Origin of the sequence: Ramlibacter sp. PS3R-8 (genome assembly GCF_037572435.1) — a bacterium.
Taxonomy (GTDB): Bacteria; Pseudomonadota; Gammaproteobacteria; order Burkholderiales; family Burkholderiaceae_C; genus Ramlibacter.
Genome location: NZ_JBBHGT010000007.1, coordinates 1 through 24,265 on the forward strand (window position 1 = coordinate 1; position 24,265 = coordinate 24,265).

At 66.2% G+C, this 24,265-nt stretch carries 17 protein-coding genes and 2 tRNA genes; 17 read left to right on the forward strand and 2 right to left on the reverse strand.

The genetic code is table 11. The features are described 5' to 3' along the window. Positions 1-138: 138 nt before the first annotated feature. The 16 genes from WG902_RS19855 to WG902_RS19930 all read left to right on the forward strand — a co-directional run bounded on the left by WG902_RS19855 (position 139) and on the right by WG902_RS19930 (position 19,509). Positions 139-214, forward strand: a tRNA-Trp gene (locus WG902_RS19855). 91 nt (positions 215-305) lie between these two features. Then, complete coding sequence (secE, locus tag WG902_RS19860; RefSeq protein ID WP_340061939.1) at positions 306-689, forward strand: preprotein translocase subunit SecE; 384 nt, start codon at positions 306-308, stop codon at positions 687-689. Next, entirely contained in the window at positions 689-1,288 is a 600-nt protein-coding gene (gene nusG / locus WG902_RS19865; protein ID WP_445263711.1) for a transcription termination/antitermination protein NusG, read from the forward strand. The genes secE and nusG overlap by 1 nt, the downstream gene beginning before the upstream one ends. Positions 1,289-1,368: 80 nt before the next feature. Continuing rightward, complete coding sequence (gene rplK / locus WG902_RS19870) at positions 1,369-1,800, forward strand: 50S ribosomal protein L11 (RefSeq protein ID WP_340061940.1); 432 nt, start codon at positions 1,369-1,371, stop codon at positions 1,798-1,800. Beyond that, positions 1,801-2,514 carry a 50S ribosomal protein L1 gene (rplA, locus tag WG902_RS19875; RefSeq protein ID WP_340062169.1) on the forward strand — a complete coding sequence of 238 codons (714 nt, stop codon included), beginning with the start codon at positions 1,801-1,803 and terminating at the stop codon, positions 2,512-2,514. A 224-nt stretch (positions 2,515-2,738) separates the two neighbouring features. Continuing rightward, positions 2,739-3,263: a 50S ribosomal protein L10 gene (rplJ, locus tag WG902_RS19880; RefSeq protein ID WP_340061941.1), complete on the forward strand. Its 525-nt coding sequence runs from the start codon at positions 2,739-2,741 to the stop codon at positions 3,261-3,263. 42 nt (positions 3,264-3,305) lie between these two features. After that, a complete protein-coding gene (gene rplL / locus WG902_RS19885) occupies positions 3,306-3,686 on the forward strand; it encodes a 50S ribosomal protein L7/L12 (RefSeq protein ID WP_340061942.1) in 381 nt (126 codons plus the stop codon). Positions 3,687-3,942: 256 nt separating this feature from the next. Continuing rightward, positions 3,943-8,055: a DNA-directed RNA polymerase subunit beta gene (gene rpoB, locus WG902_RS19890; protein ID WP_340061943.1), complete on the forward strand. Its 4,113-nt coding sequence runs from the start codon at positions 3,943-3,945 to the stop codon at positions 8,053-8,055. 18 nt (positions 8,056-8,073) lie between these two features. Next, positions 8,074-12,303, forward strand: a complete 4,230-nt coding sequence (gene rpoC / locus WG902_RS19895; RefSeq protein ID WP_340061944.1) for a DNA-directed RNA polymerase subunit beta' — start codon at positions 8,074-8,076, stop codon at positions 12,301-12,303. Positions 12,304-12,372: 69 nt separating this feature from the next. Continuing rightward, positions 12,373-12,936 carry a LemA family protein gene (locus WG902_RS19900; protein WP_340061945.1) on the forward strand — a complete coding sequence of 188 codons (564 nt, stop codon included), beginning with the start codon at positions 12,373-12,375 and terminating at the stop codon, positions 12,934-12,936. A 2-nt stretch (positions 12,937-12,938) separates the two neighbouring features. Then, the gene (gene rsmB, locus WG902_RS19905) at positions 12,939-14,285 is read left to right on the forward strand and encodes a 16S rRNA (cytosine(967)-C(5))-methyltransferase RsmB (RefSeq protein ID WP_445263715.1); all 1,347 of its coding nucleotides are present in this window, start codon (positions 12,939-12,941) and stop codon (positions 14,283-14,285) included. Continuing rightward, positions 14,278-14,877, forward strand: coding sequence for a DUF4390 domain-containing protein (locus tag WG902_RS19910; RefSeq protein ID WP_340061946.1), 600 nt, complete (start codon positions 14,278-14,280; stop codon positions 14,875-14,877). The genes rsmB and WG902_RS19910 overlap by 8 nt, the downstream gene beginning before the upstream one ends. Before the next feature lie 2 nt (positions 14,878-14,879). Then, the gene (locus WG902_RS19915; protein ID WP_340062171.1) at positions 14,880-17,147 is read left to right on the forward strand and encodes a sensor histidine kinase; all 2,268 of its coding nucleotides are present in this window, start codon (positions 14,880-14,882) and stop codon (positions 17,145-17,147) included. A gap of 42 nt (positions 17,148-17,189) precedes the next feature. Then, positions 17,190-17,909 carry a response regulator gene (locus WG902_RS19920; RefSeq protein WP_340061947.1) on the forward strand — a complete coding sequence of 240 codons (720 nt, stop codon included), beginning with the start codon at positions 17,190-17,192 and terminating at the stop codon, positions 17,907-17,909. Between the two features lie 93 nt (positions 17,910-18,002). Beyond that, a tRNA-Phe gene (locus WG902_RS19925) sits at positions 18,003-18,078 on the forward strand. 144 nt (positions 18,079-18,222) lie between these two features. Further along, positions 18,223-19,509: a phospholipase D-like domain-containing protein gene (locus tag WG902_RS19930; protein ID WP_340061948.1), complete on the forward strand. Its 1,287-nt coding sequence runs from the start codon at positions 18,223-18,225 to the stop codon at positions 19,507-19,509. A gap of 94 nt (positions 19,510-19,603) precedes the next feature. Here WG902_RS19930 and WG902_RS19935 read toward each other — a convergent pair whose 3' ends face one another. Then, positions 19,604-20,407, reverse strand: a complete 804-nt coding sequence (locus WG902_RS19935; protein ID WP_340061949.1) for a class I SAM-dependent DNA methyltransferase — start codon at positions 20,405-20,407, stop codon at positions 19,604-19,606. Between the two features lie 242 nt (positions 20,408-20,649). Between WG902_RS19935 and WG902_RS19940 the strand changes: the two genes are divergently transcribed. Further along, entirely contained in the window at positions 20,650-21,825 is a 1,176-nt protein-coding gene (locus tag WG902_RS19940) for a BamA/TamA family outer membrane protein (RefSeq protein ID WP_340061950.1), read from the forward strand. A 54-nt stretch (positions 21,826-21,879) separates the two neighbouring features. Here the strand turns inward: WG902_RS19940 and WG902_RS19945 are convergent, their stop codons facing one another. Next, positions 21,880-24,120: a hypothetical protein gene (locus WG902_RS19945; protein WP_340061951.1), complete on the reverse strand. Its 2,241-nt coding sequence runs from the start codon at positions 24,118-24,120 to the stop codon at positions 21,880-21,882. Positions 24,121-24,265 lie beyond the last annotated feature (145 nt).

The following is a 24,265-nucleotide window of genomic DNA, read 5'->3' on the forward strand; positions in this document are numbered from 1 at the left end:
TGCTTGGGGCCGGACCAGCAGAGCGTAGCGCGCTGCTCGGGCCCCACTGATTAGGGCAGGGGATGGGGCAAAATGCCCCGTCCTCGACGGGTTACCCGGAATCGGTCATAATCATCGGTTCCCCGAAATTCGATCCGGAGGGGTATAGCTCAATTGGCAGAGCGTCGGTCTCCAAAACCGAAGGTTGTAGGTTCGATTCCTACTGCCCCTGCCACATGAGTGGCACCTCAAAATCCCAAGCCCGTCCCTGACGGGCTTCGGTGTCTTCAACGGCACCGCGACTGCAGCAGGAAACGCCCAGCAAAATGGCAACGACCCAAGTTGAAACCGTCACCACTGGCGCCGACAAGGCCAAGGTGGGCGCAGCCATTGCGCTGGTCATCGCGGCGCTTGCCGGCTTCTACCTGCTGACGCGGCAGGGGCAGCTGGTCCAGTGGGGCGTGCTGATCGTCGGCCTCATCGCCGCCGTGGCGGTGTTCTTCACCTCCGAGCCGGGCAAGGAATTCATCGGCTTCGGCCGTGACGCCGTCAAGGAAACCAAGAAGGTCGTCTGGCCCAGCCGCAAGGAGGCCATCCAGATGACGCTGTACGTGTTCGGCTTCGTCGTGGTGATGGCGCTCTTCCTGTGGCTGACCGACAAGACCCTCGAATGGGTGTTCTACGACCTGATCCTGGGATGGAAGAAGTGATGAGCGAGATCGACAACACTGCCGCCGACGGCCAGCAGTCCGAGACTCCGGCCAAGCCGGTGAACCCGGACATGCGCTGGTACGTGGTGCACGCCTACTCCGGAATGGAGAAGGCGGTGGAGCGCAATATCCGCGAGCGCATCAACCGCTCGGGCATGCAGGACATGTTCGGCGAGATCCTGGTGCCGACCGAGGAAGTGGTCGAGATCAAGAACGGCCAGAAGCGCAGCTCCGAGCGCCGCTTCTACCCCGGCTATGTGCTGGTGCAGATGATCATGAACGACGAGTCGTGGCACCTGGTGAAGCACACCAACAAGGTGACCGGCTTCGTGGGCGGCGCCAAGAACCGGCCGGCCCCGATCTCCGACGACGAGGTCAAGAAGATCCTCGGCCAGATGGAAGAGGGTACCGAGAAGCCCCGCCACAAGGTCGAATTCGTGGTGGGCGAGTACGTGCGCGTCAAGGACGGCCCGTTCACGGACTTCAACGGCACGGTCGAGGACGTGAACTACGAGAAGAGCAAGGTCAGCGTGTCGGTCACGATCTTCGGTCGCGCCACGCCGGTCGAGCTCGAGTTCAGCCAGATCGAGAAAACCTAACGCGTTCATCAGCTCGACGCGAACCAACGAGCTGCAAACCCCGGGGAGCCGCAAGGCGCCAGCACCCGCAAGGAAATCAAATGGCAAAGAAGATTGTCGGCTTCGTGAAGCTGCAAGTCCCGGCCGGAAAGGCGAACCCCTCGCCCCCGATCGGTCCCGCGCTGGGCCAGCGCGGCCTGAACATCATGGAGTTCTGCAAGGCGTTCAACGCCCAGACCCAGGGCGTCGAGCCCGGTCTGCCGCTGCCGGTGGTGATCACCGCGTTCGCGGACAAGAGCTTCACCTTCATCATCAAGACGCCGCCCGCGACCGTCCTGATCAAGAAGGCCATCAAGCTGGACAAGGGCTCCAAGAACCCGCTGAAGGACAAGGTCGGCAAGATCACCCGCGCCCAGCTGGAAGAGATCGCCAAGACCAAGCTGAAGGACATGAACGCGTCCGACATCAACGCCGCGGTCAAGACCCTGGCTGGTTCCGCCCGTTCCATGGGCATCACGGTGGAGGGCCTCTAAATCATGGCACTGACCAAGAAGCAAAAGGCCCTCGAGGGCAAGGTCGACAGCAACAAGCTGTACCCGCTGGCCGATGCCCTGGGCATCGTCAAGGAAGCCGCCACCGCCAAGTTCGATGAGTCCATCGACGTGGCCGTGCAGCTGGGCATCGACCCGAAGAAGTCCGACCAGGTGGTGCGTGGCGCCGTCGTGATGCCCAACGGCACCGGCAAGACCAAGCGCGTCGCCGTGTTCGCGCAGGGCGCCAAGGCTGAAGAAGCCAAGGCCGCCGGCGCCGACATCGTCGGCATGGACGACCTGGCCGCCCGCGTGAAGGCCGGCGACATGCCGTTCGACGTGGTGATCGCCGCTCCCGACGCGATGCGCGTGGTGGGCCAGCTGGGCCAGATCCTGGGCCCGCGCGGCCTGATGCCCAACCCGAAGGTCGGCACTGTCACTCCCGATGTCGCCACCGCGGTCAAGAACGCGAAGGCCGGCCAAGTGCAGTTCCGTGCCGACAAGGCCGGGATCATCCACGCCACGCTCGGCCGCCGTTCGTTCGACGCCGACAAGCTGCAAGGCAACCTGGTGGCGCTGATCGATGCGCTGACCAAGGCCAAGCCGGCGTCCAGCAAGGGTGTTTACCTGCGCAAGGTGGCGGTGTCCTCGACGATGGGCGTGGGCGTCCGCGTCGACATGCAGACGCTGAACGCGCAAGGACAGGCGCAGGCCTGATGAATTGGCCGGTCCGAAAGGGCTGGCCGGTGTGGTGGGCCACTGGGCAACCGGTGGGCCATCCAAGACCGTTGGCGAGCCTCGAGGCTCTTAATCGCAAGACAGCCAACGCAGATGGCGATCCCGCTGACTGAAAGATTTCGAGAGATTTCCGAAGACAGTTGGTCGCTTAACAAGGGCGCGCCGAGGGCCCCGGCCCGAAGCGCTTTTTGAAGGAGTAGACCTTGAGTTTGAATCGCAGTGAGAAAGAAGCGGTCGTCAGTGAAGTGACCGCCCTCGCCGCCAAGGCTCAAACGCTGGTGATGGCGGAATACCGCGGCATCACGGTCGCCGACATGACGAAGCTGCGCGTTGCCGCGCGCGGCGCTGGCGTGGACCTGAGTGTTCTGAAGAACACCCTGGCCCGCCGCGCCGTTGCAGGCAGCGCGTTCGAAGTCGTCGGTGACCAGATGACCGGCCCGCTGATCTACGGCTTCTCCGTGGACGCAGTGGCCGCCGCCAAGGTGGTGGCCGACTTCGCGAAGACCAACGACAAGCTGGTCATTCGCGGGGGCGCGTTCGCGGGCAAGGCGCTGGATGTCAACGGCGTGAAGCAACTGGCCAACATTCCGTCGAAGCCGGTCCTGCTGGCACAGCTTTGCGGCTTGCTGATGTCGCCCATCTCGCGCACCGCGGTGGTGCTGGGCGCTCTGGCGAAGAAAAGAGAAGAGCCGGCTGGCGAAGCCGCCGCGGAACCCGCGGCTGCCTGACAGCAACCCTGCTCGACACCAACTTATTCAGGAAAGATCAAAATGGCATTCGACAAAAACGCATTTCTGACGGCGCTGGACAGCATGACCGTCATGGAACTCAATGACCTGGTGAAGGCCATTGAAGAGAAGTTCGGCGTGTCCGCAGCGGCGATGGCCGCTCCGGCTGGCGGTGGTGGCGGTGGCGCCGCCCCGGCTGCCGCCGAAGAGAAGACCGAGTTCACGGTGCAGCTGGTGGAAACCGGCGCGCAGAAGGTCTCCGTCATCAAGGCCGTTCGCGAAATCACGGGCCTGGGCCTGAAGGAAGCGAAGGACCTGGTGGACGGCGCCCCGAAGGCCGTCAAGGAAGGCATGAACAAGGCCGACGCCGACGCTGCCAAGAAGAAGCTGGAAGACGCCGGCGCCAAGGTCGAACTCAAGTAATTCGACCCCGCGCCGAGGCTGGAGCGCCCGAAAGGGCCTCCAGCCTTTGCCGCTTGTAGAGACCACCACAAACCTGCCCCGACAAGGGGAATGTTTGTAGTGTTCTTTGATCCGACTGCAAAGAACTGCTTGGTTCGGGCCGCGTGCAATGCGCGGCCGTCCGCCAAGGTTGGTAGTGGCCAACCGCCAAGAAATGCCCCCATCCTGGGGCGCGCCAGTTGATGAAGTTTTAGAACTTCTCTAGCCCGGAGATTTCATGGCCTATACCTTTACCGAACGCAAGCGCATCCGCAAGAGCTTCGGCAAACGCGACAGCGTGCTCGAAGTGCCTTACCTGCTGCAGATGCAGAAGGATGCGTACACCGCCTTCCTGCAAGCCGACCGGGCGCCGCAAAAGCGCACCATCGAGGGCCTGCAGGCCGCGTTCGACTCCGCCTTCCCGATCGTGTCGCACAACGGGTTCGTGGAGATGAAGTTCATCGAATACAACCTGGCCAAGCCCGCGTTCGACGTGCGCGAATGCCAGACCCGGGGTCTCACCTTCGCCTCGGCCGTGCGCGCCAAGGTGCAGCTGATCATCTACGACCGCGAGTCCTCCACGCCGCAATCGAAGGTGGTGAAAGAGGTGAAGGAGCAGGAGGTCTACATGGGCGAGGTGCCCCTGATGACCGACAAGGGCTCGTTCATCATCAACGGCACCGAGCGCGTCATCGTCTCGCAGCTGCACCGCTCGCCGGGTGTGTTCTTCGAGCACGACAAGGGCAAGACCCACAGCTCGGGCAAGCTGCTGTTCTCGGCGCGGATCATCCCGTACCGCGGCTCCTGGCTCGACTTCGAATTCGACCCGAAGGACGTGCTGTACTTCCGCGTCGACCGCCGCCGCAAGATGCCGGTGACGATCCTGCTCAAGGCCATCGGCCTGACGCCGGAAACCATCCTGGCGAACTTCTTCGTCAACGACAACTTCCGCCTGATGGACAGCGGCGCCCAGCTGGAGTTCGTCTCCGACCGCCTGCGCGGTGAAGTCGCCCGCTTCGACATCACCGACAAGTCCGGCAAGGTCGTCGTGGCCAAAGACAAGCGCGTCACCGCGCGCCACACCCGTGAGCTGGAGCAGTCCGGCACCACCCACATCAGCGTGCCGGAAGACTTCCTGGTCGGCCGCGTGGTCGCGCGCAACATCATCGACCCGGACACGGGCGAGATCATTGCCAAGGCCAACGACGAACTGACCGAAGCGCTGCTGAAGAAGCTGCGCACGGCCGGCATCCAGGAGATCCAGGCGATCTACACGAACGAGCTGGACCAGGGCCCGTACATGTCGCAGACCCTGCGCGTGGACGAGACCGTGGACGAGTTCGCCGCCCGTGTCGCCATCTATCGCATGATGCGCCCCGGCGAGCCGCCGACCGAGGACGCGGTGCAGGCCCTGTTCCAGCGCCTGTTCTACAACCCGGACACGTACGACCTGTCGCGCGTGGGCCGCATGAAGTTCAACGCCAAGGTCGGCCGCGACGAGAGCACCGGCCCGATGGTCCTGACCAACGACGACATCCTGTCGGTGGTGAAGATCCTGGTGGACCTGCGCAACGGCCGCGGTGAGGTCGACGACATCGACCACCTGGGCAACCGCCGCGTGCGCTGCGTCGGCGAACTGGCCGAGAACCAGTACCGCACAGGCCTCGCCCGTATCGAGAAGGCCGTCAAGGAGCGTCTGGGCCAGGCCGAGCAAGAGCCGCTGATGCCGCACGACCTGATCAACTCCAAGCCGATCTCCGCGGCGCTCAAGGAGTTCTTCGGTGCCTCGCAGCTGTCGCAGTTCATGGACCAGACCAACCCGCTGTCCGAGATCACGCACAAGCGCCGCGTCTCCGCACTGGGCCCGGGCGGCCTGACGCGCGAGCGCGCCGGCTTCGAAGTGCGTGACGTGCACGTCACCCATTACGGCCGCGTCTGCCCGATCGAGACGCCGGAAGGCCCGAACATCGGCCTGATCAACTCGCTGGCCCTGTATGCCCGCCTGAACGAATACGGCTTCATCGAGACGCCGTACCGTCGCGTGCACGAAGGCAAGGTCACGATGGAGATCGACTACCTGTCGGCCATCGAGGAAGGCAAGTACGTCATCGCCCAGGCCAACGCGCTGCTGGACGCAGAAGGCCGCCTGACCGGCGACCTCGTGTCCGCGCGTGAGAAGGGCGAATCGATCCTGGTGTCCGCCGACCGCATCCAGTACATGGACGTGTCGCCGGCGCAGATCGTGTCGGTCGCCGCCTCGCTGGTTCCGTTCCTGGAGCACGACGACGCCAACCGCGCGCTGATGGGCGCCAACATGCAGCGCCAGGCCGTGCCCGTGCTGCGCCCCGAGAAGGCCTTCGTCGGCACCGGCATCGAGCGCGTCTCCGCGATCGACTCCGGCACCGTGGTCACCGCCACCCGTGGCGGCACCGTGGACTACGTCGACGCAACGCGCATCGTGGTGCGCGTGAACGACGCGGAAGCCCAGGCCGGTGAAGTCGGGGTGGACATCTACAATCTGATCAAGTACCAGCGTTCCAACCAGAACACCAACATCCACCAGCGTCCGATCGTCGCGCGCGGCGACAAGATCGCCAAGGGCGATGTCATCGCCGACGGCGCGTCGACGGACCTGGGTGAACTGGCCCTCGGCCAGAACATGCTGGTGGCGTTCATGCCCTGGAACGGCTACAACTTCGAGGACTCGATCCTGATCAGCGAGCGCGTCGTTGCCGACGACCGCTACACCTCGATCCACATCGAGGAGCTGGTGGTGATGGCCCGCGACACCAAGCTGGGCGCCGAGGAAATCACCCGCGACATCCCGAACCTGTCCGAGCAGCAGCTGAACCGCCTGGACGAGTCCGGCATCATCTACGTCGGCGCGGAAGTGCAGCCGGGCGACGTGCTGGTGGGCAAGGTCACGCCAAAGGGCGAGACCACGCTGACGCCGGAAGAAAAGCTGCTGCGCGCGATCTTCGGCGAGAAGGCTTCCGACGTGAAGGACACGTCGCTGCGCGTCGACCAGGGCTCGCAGGGCACCGTCATCGACGTGCAGGTCTTCACGCGTGAAGGCATCCAGCGCGACAAGCGCGCCCAGCAGATCATCGACGACGAGCTCAAGCGCTTCCGCCTGGACCTGAACGACCAGCTGCGCATCGTGGAGGCCGACGCCTTCGACCGCATCGCCAAGCTGCTGAACGGCCGCACGGCCAACGGCGGCCCGAACAAGCTGGCCAAGGGCGCGAAGATCGACCGGGAGTACATGGACTCGGTCGAGAAGTACCACTGGTTCGACATCCGCCCGGCCGAAGACGAGATCGCCGGGCAGCTCGAGTCGATCAAGAACTCGCTGGAGCAGACGCGCCACAGCTTCGACCTCGCGTTCGAGGAAAAGCGCAAGAAGCTCACGCAGGGCGACGAGCTGCCGGCGGGCGTGCTGAAGATGGTCAAGGTCTACCTGGCCGTCAAGCGCCGCCTGCAACCCGGCGACAAGATGGCCGGCCGCCACGGCAACAAGGGTGTCGTGTCCAAGATCGTCCCGGTCGAAGACATGCCCTACATGGCCGACGGCACGCCGTGCGACATCGTGCTCAACCCGCTGGGCGTGCCTTCGCGCATGAACGTGGGCCAGGTGCTCGAAGTGCACCTGGGCTGGGCCGCCAAGGGCATCGGACACCGCATCGGCGCGATGCTGCAGCAGGAATCGGCGGTGGCCGAACTGCGCAAGTTCATGGAGCAGCTGTACAACGGCTCGGGCAAGATGGAAGCGCTGGCGGACCTGAGCGACAGCGACGTGATCGAGATGGGCGGCCAGCTCGCCAAGGGCGTGCCGTTCGCGACACCGGTGTTCGACGGCGCCTCGGAAGAGGAAATCCGCGGCATGCTGAAGCTGGCCTTCCCGGAGGACATCTCCAAGGTCAAGGGCCTGACGGCGACGCGCACGCAGGCTTGGCTGTCCGACGGCCGCTCCGGCGACCAGTTCGAGCGCCCGGTGACCGTGGGCTACATGCACGTGCTCAAGCTGCACCATCTGGTGGACGACAAGATGCACGCCCGCTCGACCGGCCCGTACAGCCTGGTCACGCAGCAGCCGCTGGGCGGCAAGGCGCAGTTCGGCGGACAGCGTTTCGGCGAGATGGAAGTGTGGGCGCTGGAAGCCTACGGCGCTTCCTACACGCTGCAGGAAATGCTCACCGTCAAGTCCGACGACGTGCAGGGCCGCACCAAGGTGTACGAGTCCATCGTCAAGGGCGAACACGCGATCGAAGCCGGCATGCCGGAGTCGTTCAACGTGCTGGTCAAGGAAATTCGCTCGCTCGGGATCGACATCGAACTCGAACGCAGCTAACAGGAAGGACAAGAGTCAATGAAATCCCTACTCGACCTGTTCAAGCAGTTCACGCCGGACGAGCATTTCGATGCCATCCGCATCGGCATCGCCTCGCCCGAAAAGATCCGCTCGTGGTCCTTCGGTGAGGTGAAGAAGCCGGAAACCATCAACTACCGGACCTTCAAGCCGGAACGCGATGGTCTCTTCTGCGCCAAGATCTTCGGCCCGATCAAGGACTACGAGTGCCTGTGCGGCAAGTACAAGCGCCTGAAGCACCGCGGCGTGATCTGCGAGAAGTGCGGCGTTGAAGTCACGCAGACCAAGGTGCGCCGCGAGCGCATGGGCCACATCGACCTGGCCGCGCCCTGTGCGCACATCTGGTTCCTGAAGTCGCTGCCGTCGCGCCTGGGCCTGGTGCTCGACATGACGTTGCGCGACATCGAGCGCGTGCTGTACTTCGAGGCGTACGTCATCACCGACCCCGGCATGACCCCGCTGAAGAAGTTCGGCATCATGTCCGAGGACGACTTCGACGCCAAGCGCAAGGAATTCGGTGACGAGTTCATCGCCAAGATGGGCGCCGAGGGCATCAAGGACCTGCTGGAAGGCATCGACCTCGACATCGAGATCGAAAAGCTGCGCGGCGACCTCACCGGCTCCGAAGTCAAGGTCAAGAAGAACTCCAAGCGCCTGAAGGTGCTGGAGGCCTTCAAGAAGTCCGGCATGAAGCCGCACTGGATGGTGATGGAAGTGCTGCCCGTGCTCCCGCCGGACCTGCGTCCGCTGGTGCCGCTGGACGGCGGCCGCTTCGCGACCTCCGACCTGAACGACCTGTACCGCCGCGTCATCAACCGCAACTCGCGGCTGAAGCGCCTGCTGGAGCTGAAGGCCCCGGAAATCATTGCGCGCAACGAAAAGCGCATGCTGCAGGAAGCAGTCGACTCGCTCCTGGACAACGGCCGTCGCGGCAAGGCGATGACCGGCGCCAACAAGCGCGCCCTGAAGTCGCTGGCCGACATGATCAAGGGCAAGAGCGGCCGCTTCCGCCAGAACCTGCTGGGCAAGCGCGTCGACTACTCGGGCCGTTCGGTCATCACCGTGGGCCCGACGCTCAAGCTGCACCAGTGCGGCCTGCCGAAGCTGATGGCGCTGGAGCTGTTCAAGCCCTTCATCTTCTCGCGCCTGGAAGCCATGGGCATCGCGACCACCATCAAGGCCGCGAAGAAGGAAGTCGAAGCCGGCACGCCGGTGGTCTGGGACATCCTGGAAGAGGTCATCAAGGAGCACCCGGTCCTGCTGAACCGCGCTCCCACGCTGCACCGCCTGGGCATCCAGGCCTTCGAGCCGATCCTGATCGAAGGCAAGGCGATCCAGCTGCACCCGCTGGTCTGCGCGGCGTTCAACGCCGACTTCGACGGCGACCAGATGGCCGTCCACGTGCCGCTGTCGGTGGAAGCGCAGATGGAAGCCCGCACGCTGATGCTGGCCTCCAACAACGTGCTGTTCCCGGCCAACGGCGAGCCGTCCATCGTGCCGTCGCAGGACGTGGTGCTGGGCCTGTACTACACGACGCGTGAGCGCACCAACGGCAAGGGCGAGGGCATGGTTTTCGCCGACGTCGCCGAAGTGCTGCGCGCGCTGGAGCTCGGCGTGGTGGAAATCACCGCCAAGATCGCCGTGCGCCTGACCGAGTGGACGAAGGACAAGGATACGGGCGAGTTCGTCCCGTCCGTGCGCCTGCACGACACCACGGCCGGCCGCGCGCTGCTGTCCGAGATCCTGCCGAAGGGCCTGCCGTTCAGCGTGCTGAACAAGGCGCTGAAGAAGAAGGAAATCAGCAAGCTGATCAACCTGTCCTTCCGCAAGTGCGGCCTGAAGGAAACCGTGGTGTTCGCCGACAAGCTGTTGCAAAACGGCTTCCGGCTGGCCACCAAGGCCGGCATCTCCATCGCGGTGGACGACATGCTGGTGCCGCCGGAGAAGGCAGCCATCATCGAGCGCTCCGAAAAGGAAGTGAAGGAGATCGAGCAGCAGTACGTCTCGGGTCTCGTCACGGCCGGCGAGCGCTACAACAAGGTGGTGGACATCTGGGGCAAGGCCGGCGACGAAGTGTCGAAGGTCATGATGGCCCAGCTCGCCAAGGAAAAGGTCATCGACCGCCACGGCAAGGAAGTGGAGCAGGAGTCGTTCAACTCCATCTACATGATGGCCGACTCGGGTGCTCGCGGTTCCGCCGCGCAGATCCGCCAGCTGGCGGGCATGCGGGGCCTGATGGCCAAGCCGGACGGCTCGATCATCGAGACGCCCATCACGGCCAACTTCCGTGAAGGCCTGAACGTGCTGCAGTACTTCATCTCCACCCACGGCGCCCGCAAGGGCCTGGCGGACACGGCGCTGAAGACCGCGAACTCGGGCTACCTGACGCGCCGCCTGGTCGACGTGACGCAGGACCTGGTGGTGATCGAGGTCGATTGCGGCACCGTCGATGGCGCACTGATGCGCGCCATCGTCGAAGGCGGCGAAGTGATCGAGTCGCTGCGCGACCGCATCCTGGGCCGCGTGGCTGCCGAAGACGTGCTGCACCCGGAAACGCGTGCGGTGATGGTGCCTGCCGCGACGATGCTGGACGAAGACCTGATCGACGAGCTGGAAGCAGCCGGTGTCGACGAGGTCAAGGTCCGCACCGCGCTGAACTGCGCCACGCGCTTCGGCCTGTGCGCCAAGTGCTACGGCCGCGACCTCGGCCGCGGCGGGCTGGTGAACGTCGGTGAAGCTGTCGGCGTGATCGCCGCGCAGTCCATCGGCGAACCGGGCACGCAGCTGACGATGCGCACGTTCCACATCGGTGGCGCCGCTTCGCGCGCTGCTGTGGCCTCCAGCGTGGATGCCAAGTCCGCCGGTTCGGTGGGCTTCAACACCACGATGCGCTACGTGACCAACGGCAAGGGCGAGCTGGTCGTCATCTCGCGGTCCGGCGAAATCGTCATCCATGACGAGCACGGCCGCGAGCGCGAGCGCCACAAGGTGCCGTACGGCGCGATCCTGGCAGTGAAGGCCGACCAGACCGTCAAGGCCGGCACGATCCTGGCCAACTGGGACCCGCTGACCCGACCGATCATCACGGAATTCGCCGGCAAGATCAGGTTCGAAAACGTCGAAGAGGGCCTGACGGTGGCCAAGCAGGTCGACGAGGTCACGGGCCTGTCGACGCTGGTGGTGATCGACCCCAAGCGCCGCGGCGCCACCAAGGTCGTGCGTCCGCAGGTGAAGCTGATCGACCCGGCTGGCAACGAAGTGAAGATCCCCGGCACCGACCACTCGGTGACGATCGCCTTCCAGGTCGGCTCGCTGGTCCAGGTGCGCGACGGCCAGGACGTGGGCCCCGGCGAAGTGCTGGCCCGCATCCCGGTCGAAGGGCAGAAGACGCGCGACATCACCGGCGGCTTGCCGCGGGTGGCCGAGCTGTTCGAAGCCCGTTCGCCCAAGGACAAGGGCGTGCTGGCCGAGATGACCGGTACCGTGTCGTTCGGCAAGGAGACCAAGGGCAAGATCCGCCTGCAGATCACCGATCCGGAAGGCGGCGTGCACGAAGAGCTCGTCCCGAAGGAAAAGAACATCCTGGTGCACGAAGGCCAGGTGGTGAACAAGGGCGAATCCGTGGTCGACGGGCCGGCCGATCCGCAGGACATCCTGCGCCTGCTGGGCTCCGAGGAACTGGCGCGCTACATCGTCGATGAAGTGCAGGACGTCTACCGCCTGCAGGGCGTGAAGATCAACGACAAGCACATCGAAGTGATCGTGCGCCAGATGCTGCGCCGCGTGATCATCGAGAACATCGGCGAGTCGGACCACATCTCCGGCGAACAGGTCGAGCGTTCCGAGATCCTGGACACCAACGACCGTCTGCGGTCGGAGAACAAGATCCCGGCGACGTTCAGCAACCTGCTGCTGGGCATCACCAAGGCCTCGCTGTCCACCGACTCGTTCATCTCCGCCGCTTCCTTCCAGGAAACGACGCGGGTGCTGACCGAAGCCGCGATCATGGGCAAGCGCGACGAGCTGCGCGGCCTGAAGGAAAACGTGATCGTCGGCCGCCTGATCCCGGCGGGCACCGGCATGGCGTACCACAAGGCGCGCAAGGCGAAGGACGAGATGGACGACGCCGAGCGCCGCGCCATCGCCGACGCGGAAGCGGCGGAACTGGCCGCCGTCACCGAAGGTGCGGCCAGCGCGGAAACCAGCGAAGGCACGGCCACGGGCGAATAACCCGGGTTTGCCTCTAAACTGCGGGCGCCACCCTTCACGGGGCGGCGCCCGTTTCTTTTTGCGAGCCTGATGCAAACGTCGACGTTCCTTCCCTGGGTCATCGCCGCCGTGGTGGTGTTCTGGATGGTCGGTGCCTACAACCGGCTGGTGCGGCTGCGCTCGGACGCCAATGTGGCCTTTGCTGCACTGGAGGCCGAGCTCTCCCGCCAGGTGCAGCTGGTCCACGCCTGCGTACCGCCGGAGGATGAGTGGGCGCCGTCGCAATTCGCCGGCGGCAGCGCCTTCTGGGGCGGGCTGCAGGGCGCCGCGGCGCAGCTGGCGGCTTCGCTGGCGTCCGCCAAGGCCCGCCCACTGGACCCCGACCGCATCGCGGCGCTCGGCGCCGCCCAGGAGGTGCTGGGGATGGCCTGGGACCGCGCGGAGCGCGACGACGCGCACGACCTGGCCGGCGCGCGCCTGCCGGACGACCTGAGCGGCGAGCGCCAGCAACTGGTGCGCATGGCCCAGGCGGCGACCGAGCATTTCAATCAGGCCGTCACCAACTACAACGACGCCATCGCCCAGTTCCCTGCCGTGCTGCTGGCGTGGCTGTTCGGCTTCCAGCCGGCCCGCGGGCTGCGCGCGCGCGTCTAGAGATCATCCTGCCAGCGCCCATCCCCCTTTGGCGGCAGCTGCATGCGGCCGCAGGCGTGCTTGCCGCGGTGCGCGGCGGGGAATCGGCCACGCCGGCGATCGCGCGCGTGCCGGCGGACCTGCGGCCGGCCGCGCAGGCGCTTGCCTTCCACGTGCTGCGCCAGCTGGGGCGCGCAGAAGCCTTGCGGGCGCAGCTGGCCAAGCGGGCGCCGCCCCCGGCTGCGGACGCCTTGCTGTGCACGGCGCTCGCCCTGGCGTGGCAGGAGGAGGGTGCGCCGTATCCCCCCTTCACCCTGGTCGACCAGGCCGTGGAGGCCGCGAAACGATCTCCCGAAACCCGCAACCAGCAGGCCTTCATCAACGCCTGCCTGCGGCGCTTCCTGCGCGAGCGCGACGCATTGGTGGCCGCCACCGACGCCGACCCGGTGGCGCGCTGGAACCACCCGCGCTGGTGGATCGCTCGGCTGCGGCAGGACCACCCGGACGGCTGGCAGGAGATCCTCGCCGCCAGCAACCGCCCGGCGCCCATGACGCTGCGCGTGAACACGCACCGCATTTCGCGCGAGCCGCTGCGCGAGTTGCTGGCCGCGGCCCACATCGCCGCGCAGCCGGTCGGGCTGCACGGCTTGATCCTGGAGCGGGCGTTGCCGGTGGAGGCCATCCCCGGCTTCCGGGAAGGCCTGTGGTCGGTGCAGGATGCCGGCGCCCAGCTGGCCGCGCAGCTGATGGCCGCAGGGTTGCCGCCGCAGGCGCGCGTGCTGGACGCCTGCGCCGCGCCGGGCGGCAAGACCGCGCACCTGTGCGAGCTCAAGCCCGACGCGCAGGTTCTCGCGCTGGACGTGGACCCGGTGCGCTGCCAGCGCATCCACCAGAACCTGCAGCGGCTGGACCTGCGCGCGCAGGTGCAGGCCGCGGACGCCGGCGACACCGCATCGTGGTGGGATGGCGAGCCCTACGACGCCATCCTGCTCGACGCCCCGTGCACCGCTTCGGGCATTGTTCGCCGGCACCCGGACGTGCGCTGGCTGCGCCGGGAGAGCGACGTGGCGCAGTTGGCTGCCCAGCAGAAGCGGTTGCTCACTGCGCTATGGCCCGTCTTGAAGCCTGGGGGCCATCTGGTCTACTGCACCTGCTCGGTGTTCCGGGCCGAGGGCGATGCCCAGATCGCCGCGTTTCTTGCACACAACAGCACGGCCCTTTTGGGCCCCGGCCCCGGCCATTTATGGCCCCGCAGCGGGGTGGACGGCGGGGCCCTCCCGGACAATCTACCCAGTGACCACGACGGGTTCTTCTATGCGGTGCTGCGAAAGAGTGCACTGGATGCACCAGCCGCCCGCCCGGATGTTTGAGCGGACTGGCTGGTCCTGGTTCTTCGCCCTCCTGCTGCTGTTTGGCGGCGGGGCCGCGGCATGGGCGCAGGTCACGCCGGCGGAAGTCACCCAACTTCATTTGGAGCGCACGGATGAAGGCGTCCTGCTCAGCGCGGCGGTCCGCTTCGAGCTGCCCCAGGCGGTGGACGACGCGCTGGCCAAGGGCATCCCGATGTTCTTCGTCGCCGAGGCGACCATCCTGCGCGATCGCTGGTACTGGTACGACAAGCGCGTGGCCCACGCGGAACGGCACATGCGGCTGGCCTTCCAGCCGCTCACGCGGCGCTGGCGGCTGCAGGTGTCGTCGTCGCCGATCGGCAACTCGGGACTGGTGCTGGGACAGATGTTCGACAGCCGCGACGAAGCGCTCGCCGCCGTGCAGCGCGTCTCCCGCTGGCGCATCGCCGAGTCGGGCGAGGTGGATGCGGAGGCGGTGCACAACGTGGACTTCCGCTTCCGGCTGGATGTGTCGCAACTGCCGCGGCCCTTCCAGATCGGGGCGGTCGGCCAGGCCGACTGGACTATCCTCGCCACGCGCACGCAGCGCCTTGTGATCGAGCAAGCCAAGTGAACCTGCCCCGCCCGCCCGAAGGCCCGCCGCGCAAGCTGATCGAGAGCCCGCGGGCCTTGCGCTGGGCCGTCCTGGTTGCCATCGCGGCGATCGTCGGGATCGGCATCGTCCTGATGTTCCTGCTCACGCAGGCCACCAACAACCGCGAACTGTACGAGCGCAACTACGGCCGCCTGTTCGCGCTGAACATGGTGGTGGCCGGCCTGCTGCTCGCGGTGATCCTCTGGGTGTTCGTGCGGCTGGCCTCGCGGCTGCGGCGCGGCAAGTTCGGCAGCCGGCTGCTGGTGAAGCTGGCCGCGATCTTCGCGTTGACGGGCCTGATGCCGGGCCTGTTGATCTACGTGGTGTCCTACCAGTTCGTCTCGCGCTCCATCGAAAGCTGGTTCGACGTGAAGGTCGAAGGCGCGCTGGACGCGGGCCTCAACCTCGGGCGGGCAACGCTGGACACCTTGTCCAGCGACCTGGCCAACAAGACGCGCTCCGCCGCGAGGCAGGTGGCCGACGTGCCGGAAACCTCCGCCGGCCTGCTGCTGGATCGCGTGCGCGAACAGTTGTCGGCCGTCGACGTGGTGCTGTGGAACGGCAGCGGGCAGATGATCGCCAGCGCTGGTGAATCGCGCTTCACGCTCAGTCCGGACCGGCCCACCCCGCAGCAGCTGCGCACCGCGCGCACCCAGCGCAGCTTCACGGTGGTGGAAGGGCTGGACGACCCGGGAGTGGCCACCACGTCGGCGGCGCGCATCAAGGCGATCGTGGTGGTGCCGCAGCCCAGCCTGGGCCTGCTGGCCGAGTCCCGCTTCCTGCAGGCGACGGTGACCATCCCGCCAACGCTGGTGTCGAACGCCATCGCCGTGCAGGAGGCCAACCGCGAGTACCAGGAGCGCGCGCTGGGACGCGAGGGCTTGCGGCGCATGTACATCGGCACGCTGACCCTGAGCCTGTTTCTCGCCGTGTTCGGCGCCGTGCTGCTGGCCGTCCTGGTGGGCAACCAGCTCGCCCGGCCGCTGTTGCTGCTGGCCGCCGGCGTGAGCGAGGTGGCGGCGGGCGACCTGTCCCCCAAGCCGGCGCTGCAGGGCAAGGACGAACTCGGCGGCCTGACGCGCTCCTTTGCCGACATGACGCAGCAGCTGGCCGACGCGCGCGCCAGTGTCGAAAAGAGCATGGGGCAGGTGAGCGCCGCTCGCGCCAACCTGCAGACCATCCTGGACAACCTCACCGCGGGCGTCATCGTGCTGGACGCACAGGGCCGCATCCAGACGGCGAACCCCGGCGCAGACCGCATCCTGCGGCTGGAGCTGGACGCCTATCGCGGCCAACTGCTGTCGGAGGTGCCGGGGCTGGCCGAGTTCGGCGGTTCGGTGCAGCAGCGTTTCGACGACCTGCTCAACGAGCGGGCGCAGCAGGGCGCCAATCACTGGCAACAGTCCTTCGAGCTGAACACGGCGCAAGCCGGCGAGGCGCAGGCCAACATCGTGACGCTGGTCGCGCGTGGGGCGCCCATGCCGGGAGACGCGCACCTGCTGGTGTTCGACGACATTTCGGAAATCGTCTCGGCCCAGCGCGCGCAGGCGTGGGGCGAGGTCGCGCGGCGGCTTGCGCACGAGATCAAGAATCCCCTGACGCCCATCCAGCTCTCCGCCGAACGGCTGGAGCGCAAGCTGGCGGGCAAGCTCGAGGAGCCCGAGCGGGCGGTGCTGGCCAAGTCGGTGCACACCATCGTCGACCAGGTCGACTCCATGAAGCGGCTGGTCAACGAGTTCCGCGACTACGCGCGGCTGCCCGCCGCGGAGCTGAAACCGGTGGACCTGAATGGGCTGGTCAACGACGTGCTGTATCTCTACGCCCGCGAAGACGACCCCGCGCGCACGGCCACCCAGGTGCCCGTGCGGGTGGAACTGGATCCCGCGGCGCCGCGGATCCTGGGCGACGCCCAGCAGCTGCGCCAGGTGATCCACAACCTGCTGCAGAATGCGCAGGACGCGACGGAGGGCCGCCCGACCCGCGACGTCCTGGTGCGGACGCAGTGGAACGAGGCGTCCCGGCGGGTGCGGCTGGTGGTGCAGGACAGCGGGGCAGGTTTTCCGGAGCACATCCTGAAACGCGCGTTCGAGCCGTACGTGACGACCAAGGTCAAGGGCACCGGGCTCGGACTGGCGGTTGTGAAAAAAATCGCGGATGAGCATGGCGCGCGCATCGAACTGAAGAACAGGGTCGAAAACAGCCTCATCCACGGAGCTCAAGTGTCGTTATCATTTGCAGTTGCGAATTGACAACGGCCCTCTAGACCGAGTGCCCCTCACAGAAGAGAGCTGATGGCAAACATACTGGTGGTGGACGACGAACTCGGAATCCGGGACCTGCTCTCCGAGATCCTCAACGACGAAGGGCACACCGTCGAACTGGCGGAGAACGCGGCCCAGGCGCGGGCGGCCCGCCAGCGCATGCGGCCCGACCTGGTGCTGCTCGATATCTGGATGCCGGACACGGACGGCGTCACGCTGTTGAAGGAATGGTCCACCACGGGCCTCCTGAACATGCCGGTGGTGATGATGAGTGGCCACGCCACCATCGAAACCGCGGTGGAGGCGACCAAGATCGGCGCGCAGTCCTTCCTGGAAAAACCGATCACCATGCAGAAGCTGCTGAAGGCAGTGGAGACGGGGCTGGCCCGCATCAGCGGCTCGGCGTCCTCGCCGGTGCCGATGCGCAAGCCGGGCATGGCCGGCGTGGTGCCGATGCAGCCGATCGAGTTGACCGTCGAAGCAGCCATGACGGGCGGCCAGACCATTCCCGCCGTCGTGGAGATGGGGCCGCAGGCGCGGCAGGTGTTCGAGCTGGACAAGCCCCTGCGCGACGCGCGCGACGAATTCGAGAAGTGCTACTTCGAGTACCACCTCGCCCGCGAAGGCGGCTCGATGACGCGCGTGGCGGAGAAGACCGGCCTGGAGCGCACCCACCTGTATCGCAAGTTGAAGCAGCTGGGCGTGGACCTGTCGCGCGGCAAGCGCAGCGCCGCCAGTTCAACCTCCTGACCTGTCTTCCTCCCTCTCCCTCCGGGAGAGGGCCGGGGTGAGGGCGCTCAGGGCGGACGGGACTCCCGGCGCTGATATAATTTCCCCTCTCCAGGCCCGGTAGCTCAGTTGGTAGAGCAGCGGATTGAAAATCCGCGTGTCGGTGGTTCGATTCCGCCCCAGGCCACCAGTGTTCATGCGCCCCAGCGCCCGGTTCGGGTTCTGGGGCGTTTTGCTTGAGAGGAGCGCAATCCAGTGCCCCTAAACTGCAGGCATCTGTTCCGATCCCCGGGCACACACTGAAAGCAGCTTGCCGATGACAGGAAAATCCAGGGTGTGGTCCGTCGTGACGTCCAAGGCAGGACTCGTCGTGTTGACGGCGCTGGCTACGCTGGCGGCCGTGCTGTTGGTGCAGAACTGGGTGGGCACCGAGAAAAAGATCGAGCAGCAGCTGCCCCGCCTGTACGAGAGCGACGACCGGGAGTTCCGGCGTTCCCTGAGCTCCCTTCTCGGCCCGCAGATCGTCGACGGCAACAAGGTCGAGACGCTGGTGAACGGCGACCAGATCTTTCCGTCGATGCTGGCCGCGATCCGTGCCGCCCGTTCGACCATCACCTTCGAGACCTACATCTACTGGTCGGGCAGCATCGGCCGCGAATTCGTCGACGCCCTCAACGAGCGCGCCCGCGCGGGAGTGCACGTGCACGTCCTGCTGGACTGGGTCGGCAGCCTGAAGATGGACCAGGCGATGGTCGACGAGATGAAGGCGGCGGGGATCCAGGTGGAGCGTTTCCACGAACCCCACTGGACCAACTGGAACAAACTCAACAATCGCACCCACCGCAAGCTTCTGGTGGTGGACGGCCGCGTCGGCTTCACCGGAGGCGTGGGGATCGCCGACCTCTGGCGGGGACAGGCCCGCAATCCGGAGGAATGGCGCGACAGCCACTTCCGCATCGAAGGTCCGGTGGTGGCGCAGATGCAATCCGTCTTCCTGGACAACTGGATGCGTGCCACCGGCGCCGTGCTGCACGGCGACGCCTATTTCCCGGCGCTCAAGCCCACCGGCGATTACGCGGCGCAGATGTTCAGCAGCTCGCCCAGCGGCGGCAGCGAGAGCATGCAGCTGATGTACCAGCTGGCCATCACCGCGGCCCGGCGCAGGATCGACCTGGCGAATTCGTACTTCGTGCCCGACGACATGACCATCCGGACGCTGGTCGAGGCGGCGCGCCGCGGCGTCAAGGTCCGTGTGATCCTGCCCAGCGGCCACATCGATTCGGAGGTCGTGCGCAAGGCCTCGCGCGGCAGCTGGGGCCCGTTGCTGCAGGCGGGCGTCGAGATCGCCGAATACCAGCCGACGATGTTCCACGTCAAGGGCCTGGTCGTCGACGGCTTGTTCTCGTCGGTCGGCTCGACGAACTTCGACAACCGCTCGTTCCGCCTGAACGATGAGGCCAACCTCAACGTGCTCAGTCCCGAGTTCGGGGCCATCCAGCAGCGGGTGTTCGACCAGGACTGGGCGCGGTCCCGGCGGATCACACTGGCCGAATGGCAGGACCGGCCCTGGAGCGAGCGTGTCCTAGAGCGCCTGGCCACGCTCCTGCATAGCCAGCTGTAGACGCGGCGTGCCAGTAGTCGCCGTGTTTTCTGGTGCGCCCCAGCGCCCTAATCGGGTTCTGGGGCGTTTCTACATGACCGCCTCTCCGCCGCCGCTACCCGCGCACGCGCGCCACCACCACGGCCTGCCAGAAACGCTTGGGGTCGTCGAGAAACTCCACGATGTCGAACCAGCGGCCCCAGTGCTGCTGCACGTAGGCCTTGGTCATGACGCAGTCGCCGTACGTCTCGCCACTGCCGTCCGTCCCTTCCTTCTCAGGGATGTAGACGTAGCCATCGGCCTGCAGCCGCGCTTTCAAGCCGCCATCGCTGCGGATCTTCCGGGCCATCGAGGCCTGCCAGGGATGCAGCGACTTGTCCTCCACATCCAGCGCGGCAAAGTAATCCAGGAATCTGGGGGGTTCGACCGTGGCGATCAGCAGCGCCCCGGGGCGCAAGGTACGGGCGATGTCCGCCAGCCAGTGATCCTGCACGTGCTCTGGCAAGTGCGTGAACACTGAATAGGCGAAGGCCAGGTCGAAGGCACGATCATCGTAGGGCAAGCGGCCCATGGGGTCGATCTGGTGCAGGTGCCCGGGAATGCCTGTCTGGCGCGCTGCGTCCAGGAACTTGGCGCTGGTGTCGACGCCGTGCAGTGTCGCCGCGTCCACGTCCTTCAGGAAGAAGCGGATGACGCGGCCCCAGCTGACGCCGAAGTCCAGGATCTCGGTGCCCGGCCGGATCGGCTTGCCATTGCGCGCGCAGGCCGCTTTGACATGCGCGTAGAAATTGGACGCTTCGCTCAACGTCTTGTCGAACGCCGAGCCCACGGTGTACACCTGCAGCTCCGCCGGAGGGAAGCCGGGCAGCCTGATGCCGTCGATCACCGGTTCCTTGATGCTGCGTTGCAGGACCTTCAACCATCGGGAATCGGAGAGGCGCCCGAAGGCCTCGCGCGGCGAAGTGGGCTGTGGTCTTGGACGCCAGAACATGGATCGCTTTCACTCGCTGATATCGTCGAACCCGGGTTTCCCAACGGGCGGGAGCGCTTCAGAATAGCATCCGCGTCGCGGGTGCCGTTTTCGGCGGTGGCCCAAGGTCCCATGGAGTCCAGGCCGTTTTCGCCTTAGGCTGGCGACTCCACCGTCCCGACGAGGAATCCATGAAGCGAGCTCCATCCAGGCTCCTGTGCTGCGCCCTGCTGTCCGGGGCCCTGCTCGGCGCCGAAGCCATGGCCGCGGATGAACCCGTCGTAACGCCGAAACCGGAAAAGCCCTCGCGCATCCGGTCGCCGGACGACGGCCAGCTGGACATCAGTGGCTTCCTCGACGAGGCCTACGGCTTCGTGCCGCTGGTCGTGCCCATCACCGAACCGGCTGTGGGCATCGGCGGCGCCGCCGCCCTGATCTTCATCGACAAGCAGAAGAATGCCGACGCGGGCGCCGGCTTCGGGCGGCCCAACCTGTCGATCGTCGGCGCGCTCGGCACCGACAACGGAACGCAGGGCGCGTTCGCCGGCGACATCCGGCACTGGCTCGACGACCGGGTGAAAACCATGGTGGGCGTGATGCGCGCATCGGTGAACCTGGACTTCTACGGCAGCGGCCGCATTCCGTCACTGCAGGACAATCCGAGGGCCTACAACCTGGACACCGAGGCCGGCCTGGTGCGGGGCCAGTTCCGCATCGGCCAGTCGCCGGTCTGGCTGGGCCTCGGCTATGTGCTGGCCACCACCAAGACCAGGTTCGATATCGCGCCGGACATCCCGGGCCTGCCGGACCTTCAAGGCGAATCCCGGGTCGGCGGGGTGCTGCCGTCAGTCACCTTCGACTCGCGTGACAACGTCTTCACGCCCACCGCCGGCAACTATGCGGAGGTGACGGCCGGCCTGTTCGACAAATCGCTGGGCAGCGACACCGATTTCCAGCGCGTCTCCCTCACGGGCATCCACTACCAGCCGCTGGCCCGCCACCTGAGCCTGGGGGTGCTGGCCAATTCCGTCCTCAGCTACGGGGACGTGCCCTTCTATCTGCGACCCTTCATCAACATGCGCGGCGTGCAGGCCATGCGCTACCAGGGCGACAAGATGGCGCAGGTCGAGGCGGAAGTGCGCTGGCAGTTCCACGGGCGCTACAGCGTCGTCGGCTTCGGCGGCTTCGGCGCGACCCGCACCGACGGCCCGAACGGCCGCTCATCGCGGAACGTGGGCGCCGTCGGCGCGGGCTTTCGCTACGAGATCGCCCGCAAGTACGGCCTGCACATGGGGATCGACGTTGCGCGCGGCCCCGATGGCACGGCCTGGTATGTGCAGTTCGGCAGCGCCTGGGCGCGGCCCTAGGCCACTGAAAAATCGCGACGCGATCTTTTCAGTGGCGGTGCGGGCCCGGCCCCGTCAGAGCAGCAGGTCGTTCCCCACCACCAGGGTCGCCGGCGGCGTGCCGGTGATCACGATCTCGAAGTCGGCGGACAGGTCGGCATCGGTGTTGAACTGCAGTACGCCGTTGTCGTAGCGCACCTGGCCAGTCGCCGTGAAGCCGCTGGTCCCCCGGAATGAGAAGGCCTGGTCGCCGGCAGCGGCGCGGGCATCGATGGTGCGCAGGTCGATGATGTCGCCCCCATCCCAGCCGCGGATGGTGTCGCGCGCGGCGCCGAAGCCCAGCTCGGACAGCGCGTTGAAATCGTACGTGTCGTTGCCACGACCGCCCACCATGGTGTCCCGGCCGGTGCCGCCGGTCAGCATGTCGTTGCCGCTGCCTCCCGTGAGGAGGTCATTGCCGCCCAGGCCCAACAGCTTGTTGTTGCCGTCATTGCCGGTCAACCTGTTGCTCGCCGAGTTGCCCGTGCCGGTCAGACCGGCCGTGCCCGTCAGCTCCAGGTGCTCCACGTTGGCGCCGAGCCGGTAGGTGATGCTGCTTTTCACCAGGTCGGAACCGCCCGTGGCCGTTTCGATGATCACGTCGTCCCGGTTGATCACGTAGGTGTCGTTGCCGTCGCCGCCTGCCAGCGTGTCGCGCAGGAACGGATTGGAGACGCGGAACACATCCGGGAAGCCAGCGTTGCCGTCGGTGCCTGCCAGATTGGAGGCCGAGCTTTCGAAAACAATCCAGTCACCGCCCAGCGAGATCTCTGCTTCGTCGCTGGGCCCGTTGCCGGCAACACCGGTGGCGGACTGTGACACCAGGGCGATTTTCCCCGTGAAAAGGTCCTTCACGAACACGTCCCTGGTGCCGTTGCTGTCGCCCGCGACCAGGCTGTCCGAGAAGCTGGTGAAGACGACGAAGCGGCCGTCTCCCGAAACGGAAGCGTCACCGCTGGACAGCGCCACGCCGTCGCCGTTCGCCTTGGCCGAAACGAGTTCGAAGGTCTCGGTGCCGATGTTGTACGCATAGACGTCCGTCGTGTTGTTGTTGTCGGCGTCCACCAGCTCCCTGGCGGTTTCGAAGACGATCACGCCGCCCCAGCCTGCGTCATAGGCGATGTCGGCGTTGAGCACGTGGTTGTCGGGGTCGCGCGCCCCCACCATCAAGTCGGTCAGGTTCACGAGGGCGCCGTCGGTCCGGTCCCAGACGAACACGTCGGTGTAGCCGTTGGTATCGCCCGCTGTCAGGTTGGTCGCGTCGCTCTCGAACACCACGAACCGGCCGTCGTTGGAGATCTGGGCATTGATGCTGTCGCCATTGCCGTCCCCGTCCGTGAGGCTGGTGGAAATGCGGGTGAGCACGCCAGTGTTCCGGTCCTTCAGAAAAATGTCGGTGCTGGACGTGGAGCCCCCGGCCGCCCAGTTGCTGGTGTTGCTTTCGAACACGACCCAGCGCCCGTTGCCGGTCAGGTCCGGGTTCTCGGATGAGCCATCCGCTGCCAGCACGCCACCGGTACCGGTGGAGACGAGGTCGATGCCGTTGCCACCGATGCTGGCGACGTAGACGGAGTACGACGAGTTGGACGGCGGTGGATCCACCAGGCCGGCAGAGGCGCTGTCGAATGCCAGGTAGCGCCCGTCGGCACTGACGACAGGCGCCGCGGATCCGCTGCCCCCCAGTTCGCCGCTGGAGTTCTTGTGCTCGTTCGTCACGCTGTTGTTCAGGAGGTCCTTCACCAGGACGTCGGTGGCGCTGTTGTTCACGCTGCCGAAGCTGGTCCAGCCGCCTTCGAAGCCGACGAAGCGGCCATCCGCGGAGATGGTGGGGAGGGTAGACGCGTTCGGGGACCCGGTCTGGCCCACGCGCGAGATGTGGTTCAGCGGCGTGAACGCGGTGTTGCCGATGAGGAGATCGTCGCCGGAACCGCCACTCAGCAAGTCCGCGCCGCCCAGGCCCTGGAGCTGGTTGCTTGCCGTGGACGCCGAGAGGTCCAGGTGCTGCCCGTACCAGTCGGCGAGCAGGTGGACGGTGCCGTCGCCGAGGGCGATCCGCCCGCCGTTCGCGAAGTTGAGGGCATCGATGCGCAGTTCCACCAGCGACGTGTCGTCGAGGAACACCGTCTTCGTCAGGTAGGTTGCCGTCACGGCGGTGCCGACTTGCTCCAGTCGAACGAGGCCCGCGTTCACGGCGGCCGCAAACATCAATCTGTCCGCGGACGCGTTGAAGGCAACGTGCGCGCCGTTGGCGAGCGTGGCGAAGGAAAAGTCGGCCATGCAAGGGCTCCTTGGATGTGGGGTGCGCATATTGGTCCGGTTCGGCGTACAGATGCTTACCGCCTATCTGGTCAGTAGGTGAAAAGTGTGCGCACTTCACAGTTCGGGCCCACCGAGACCTCGGGCAGGGGCCTTGACGGTGGCG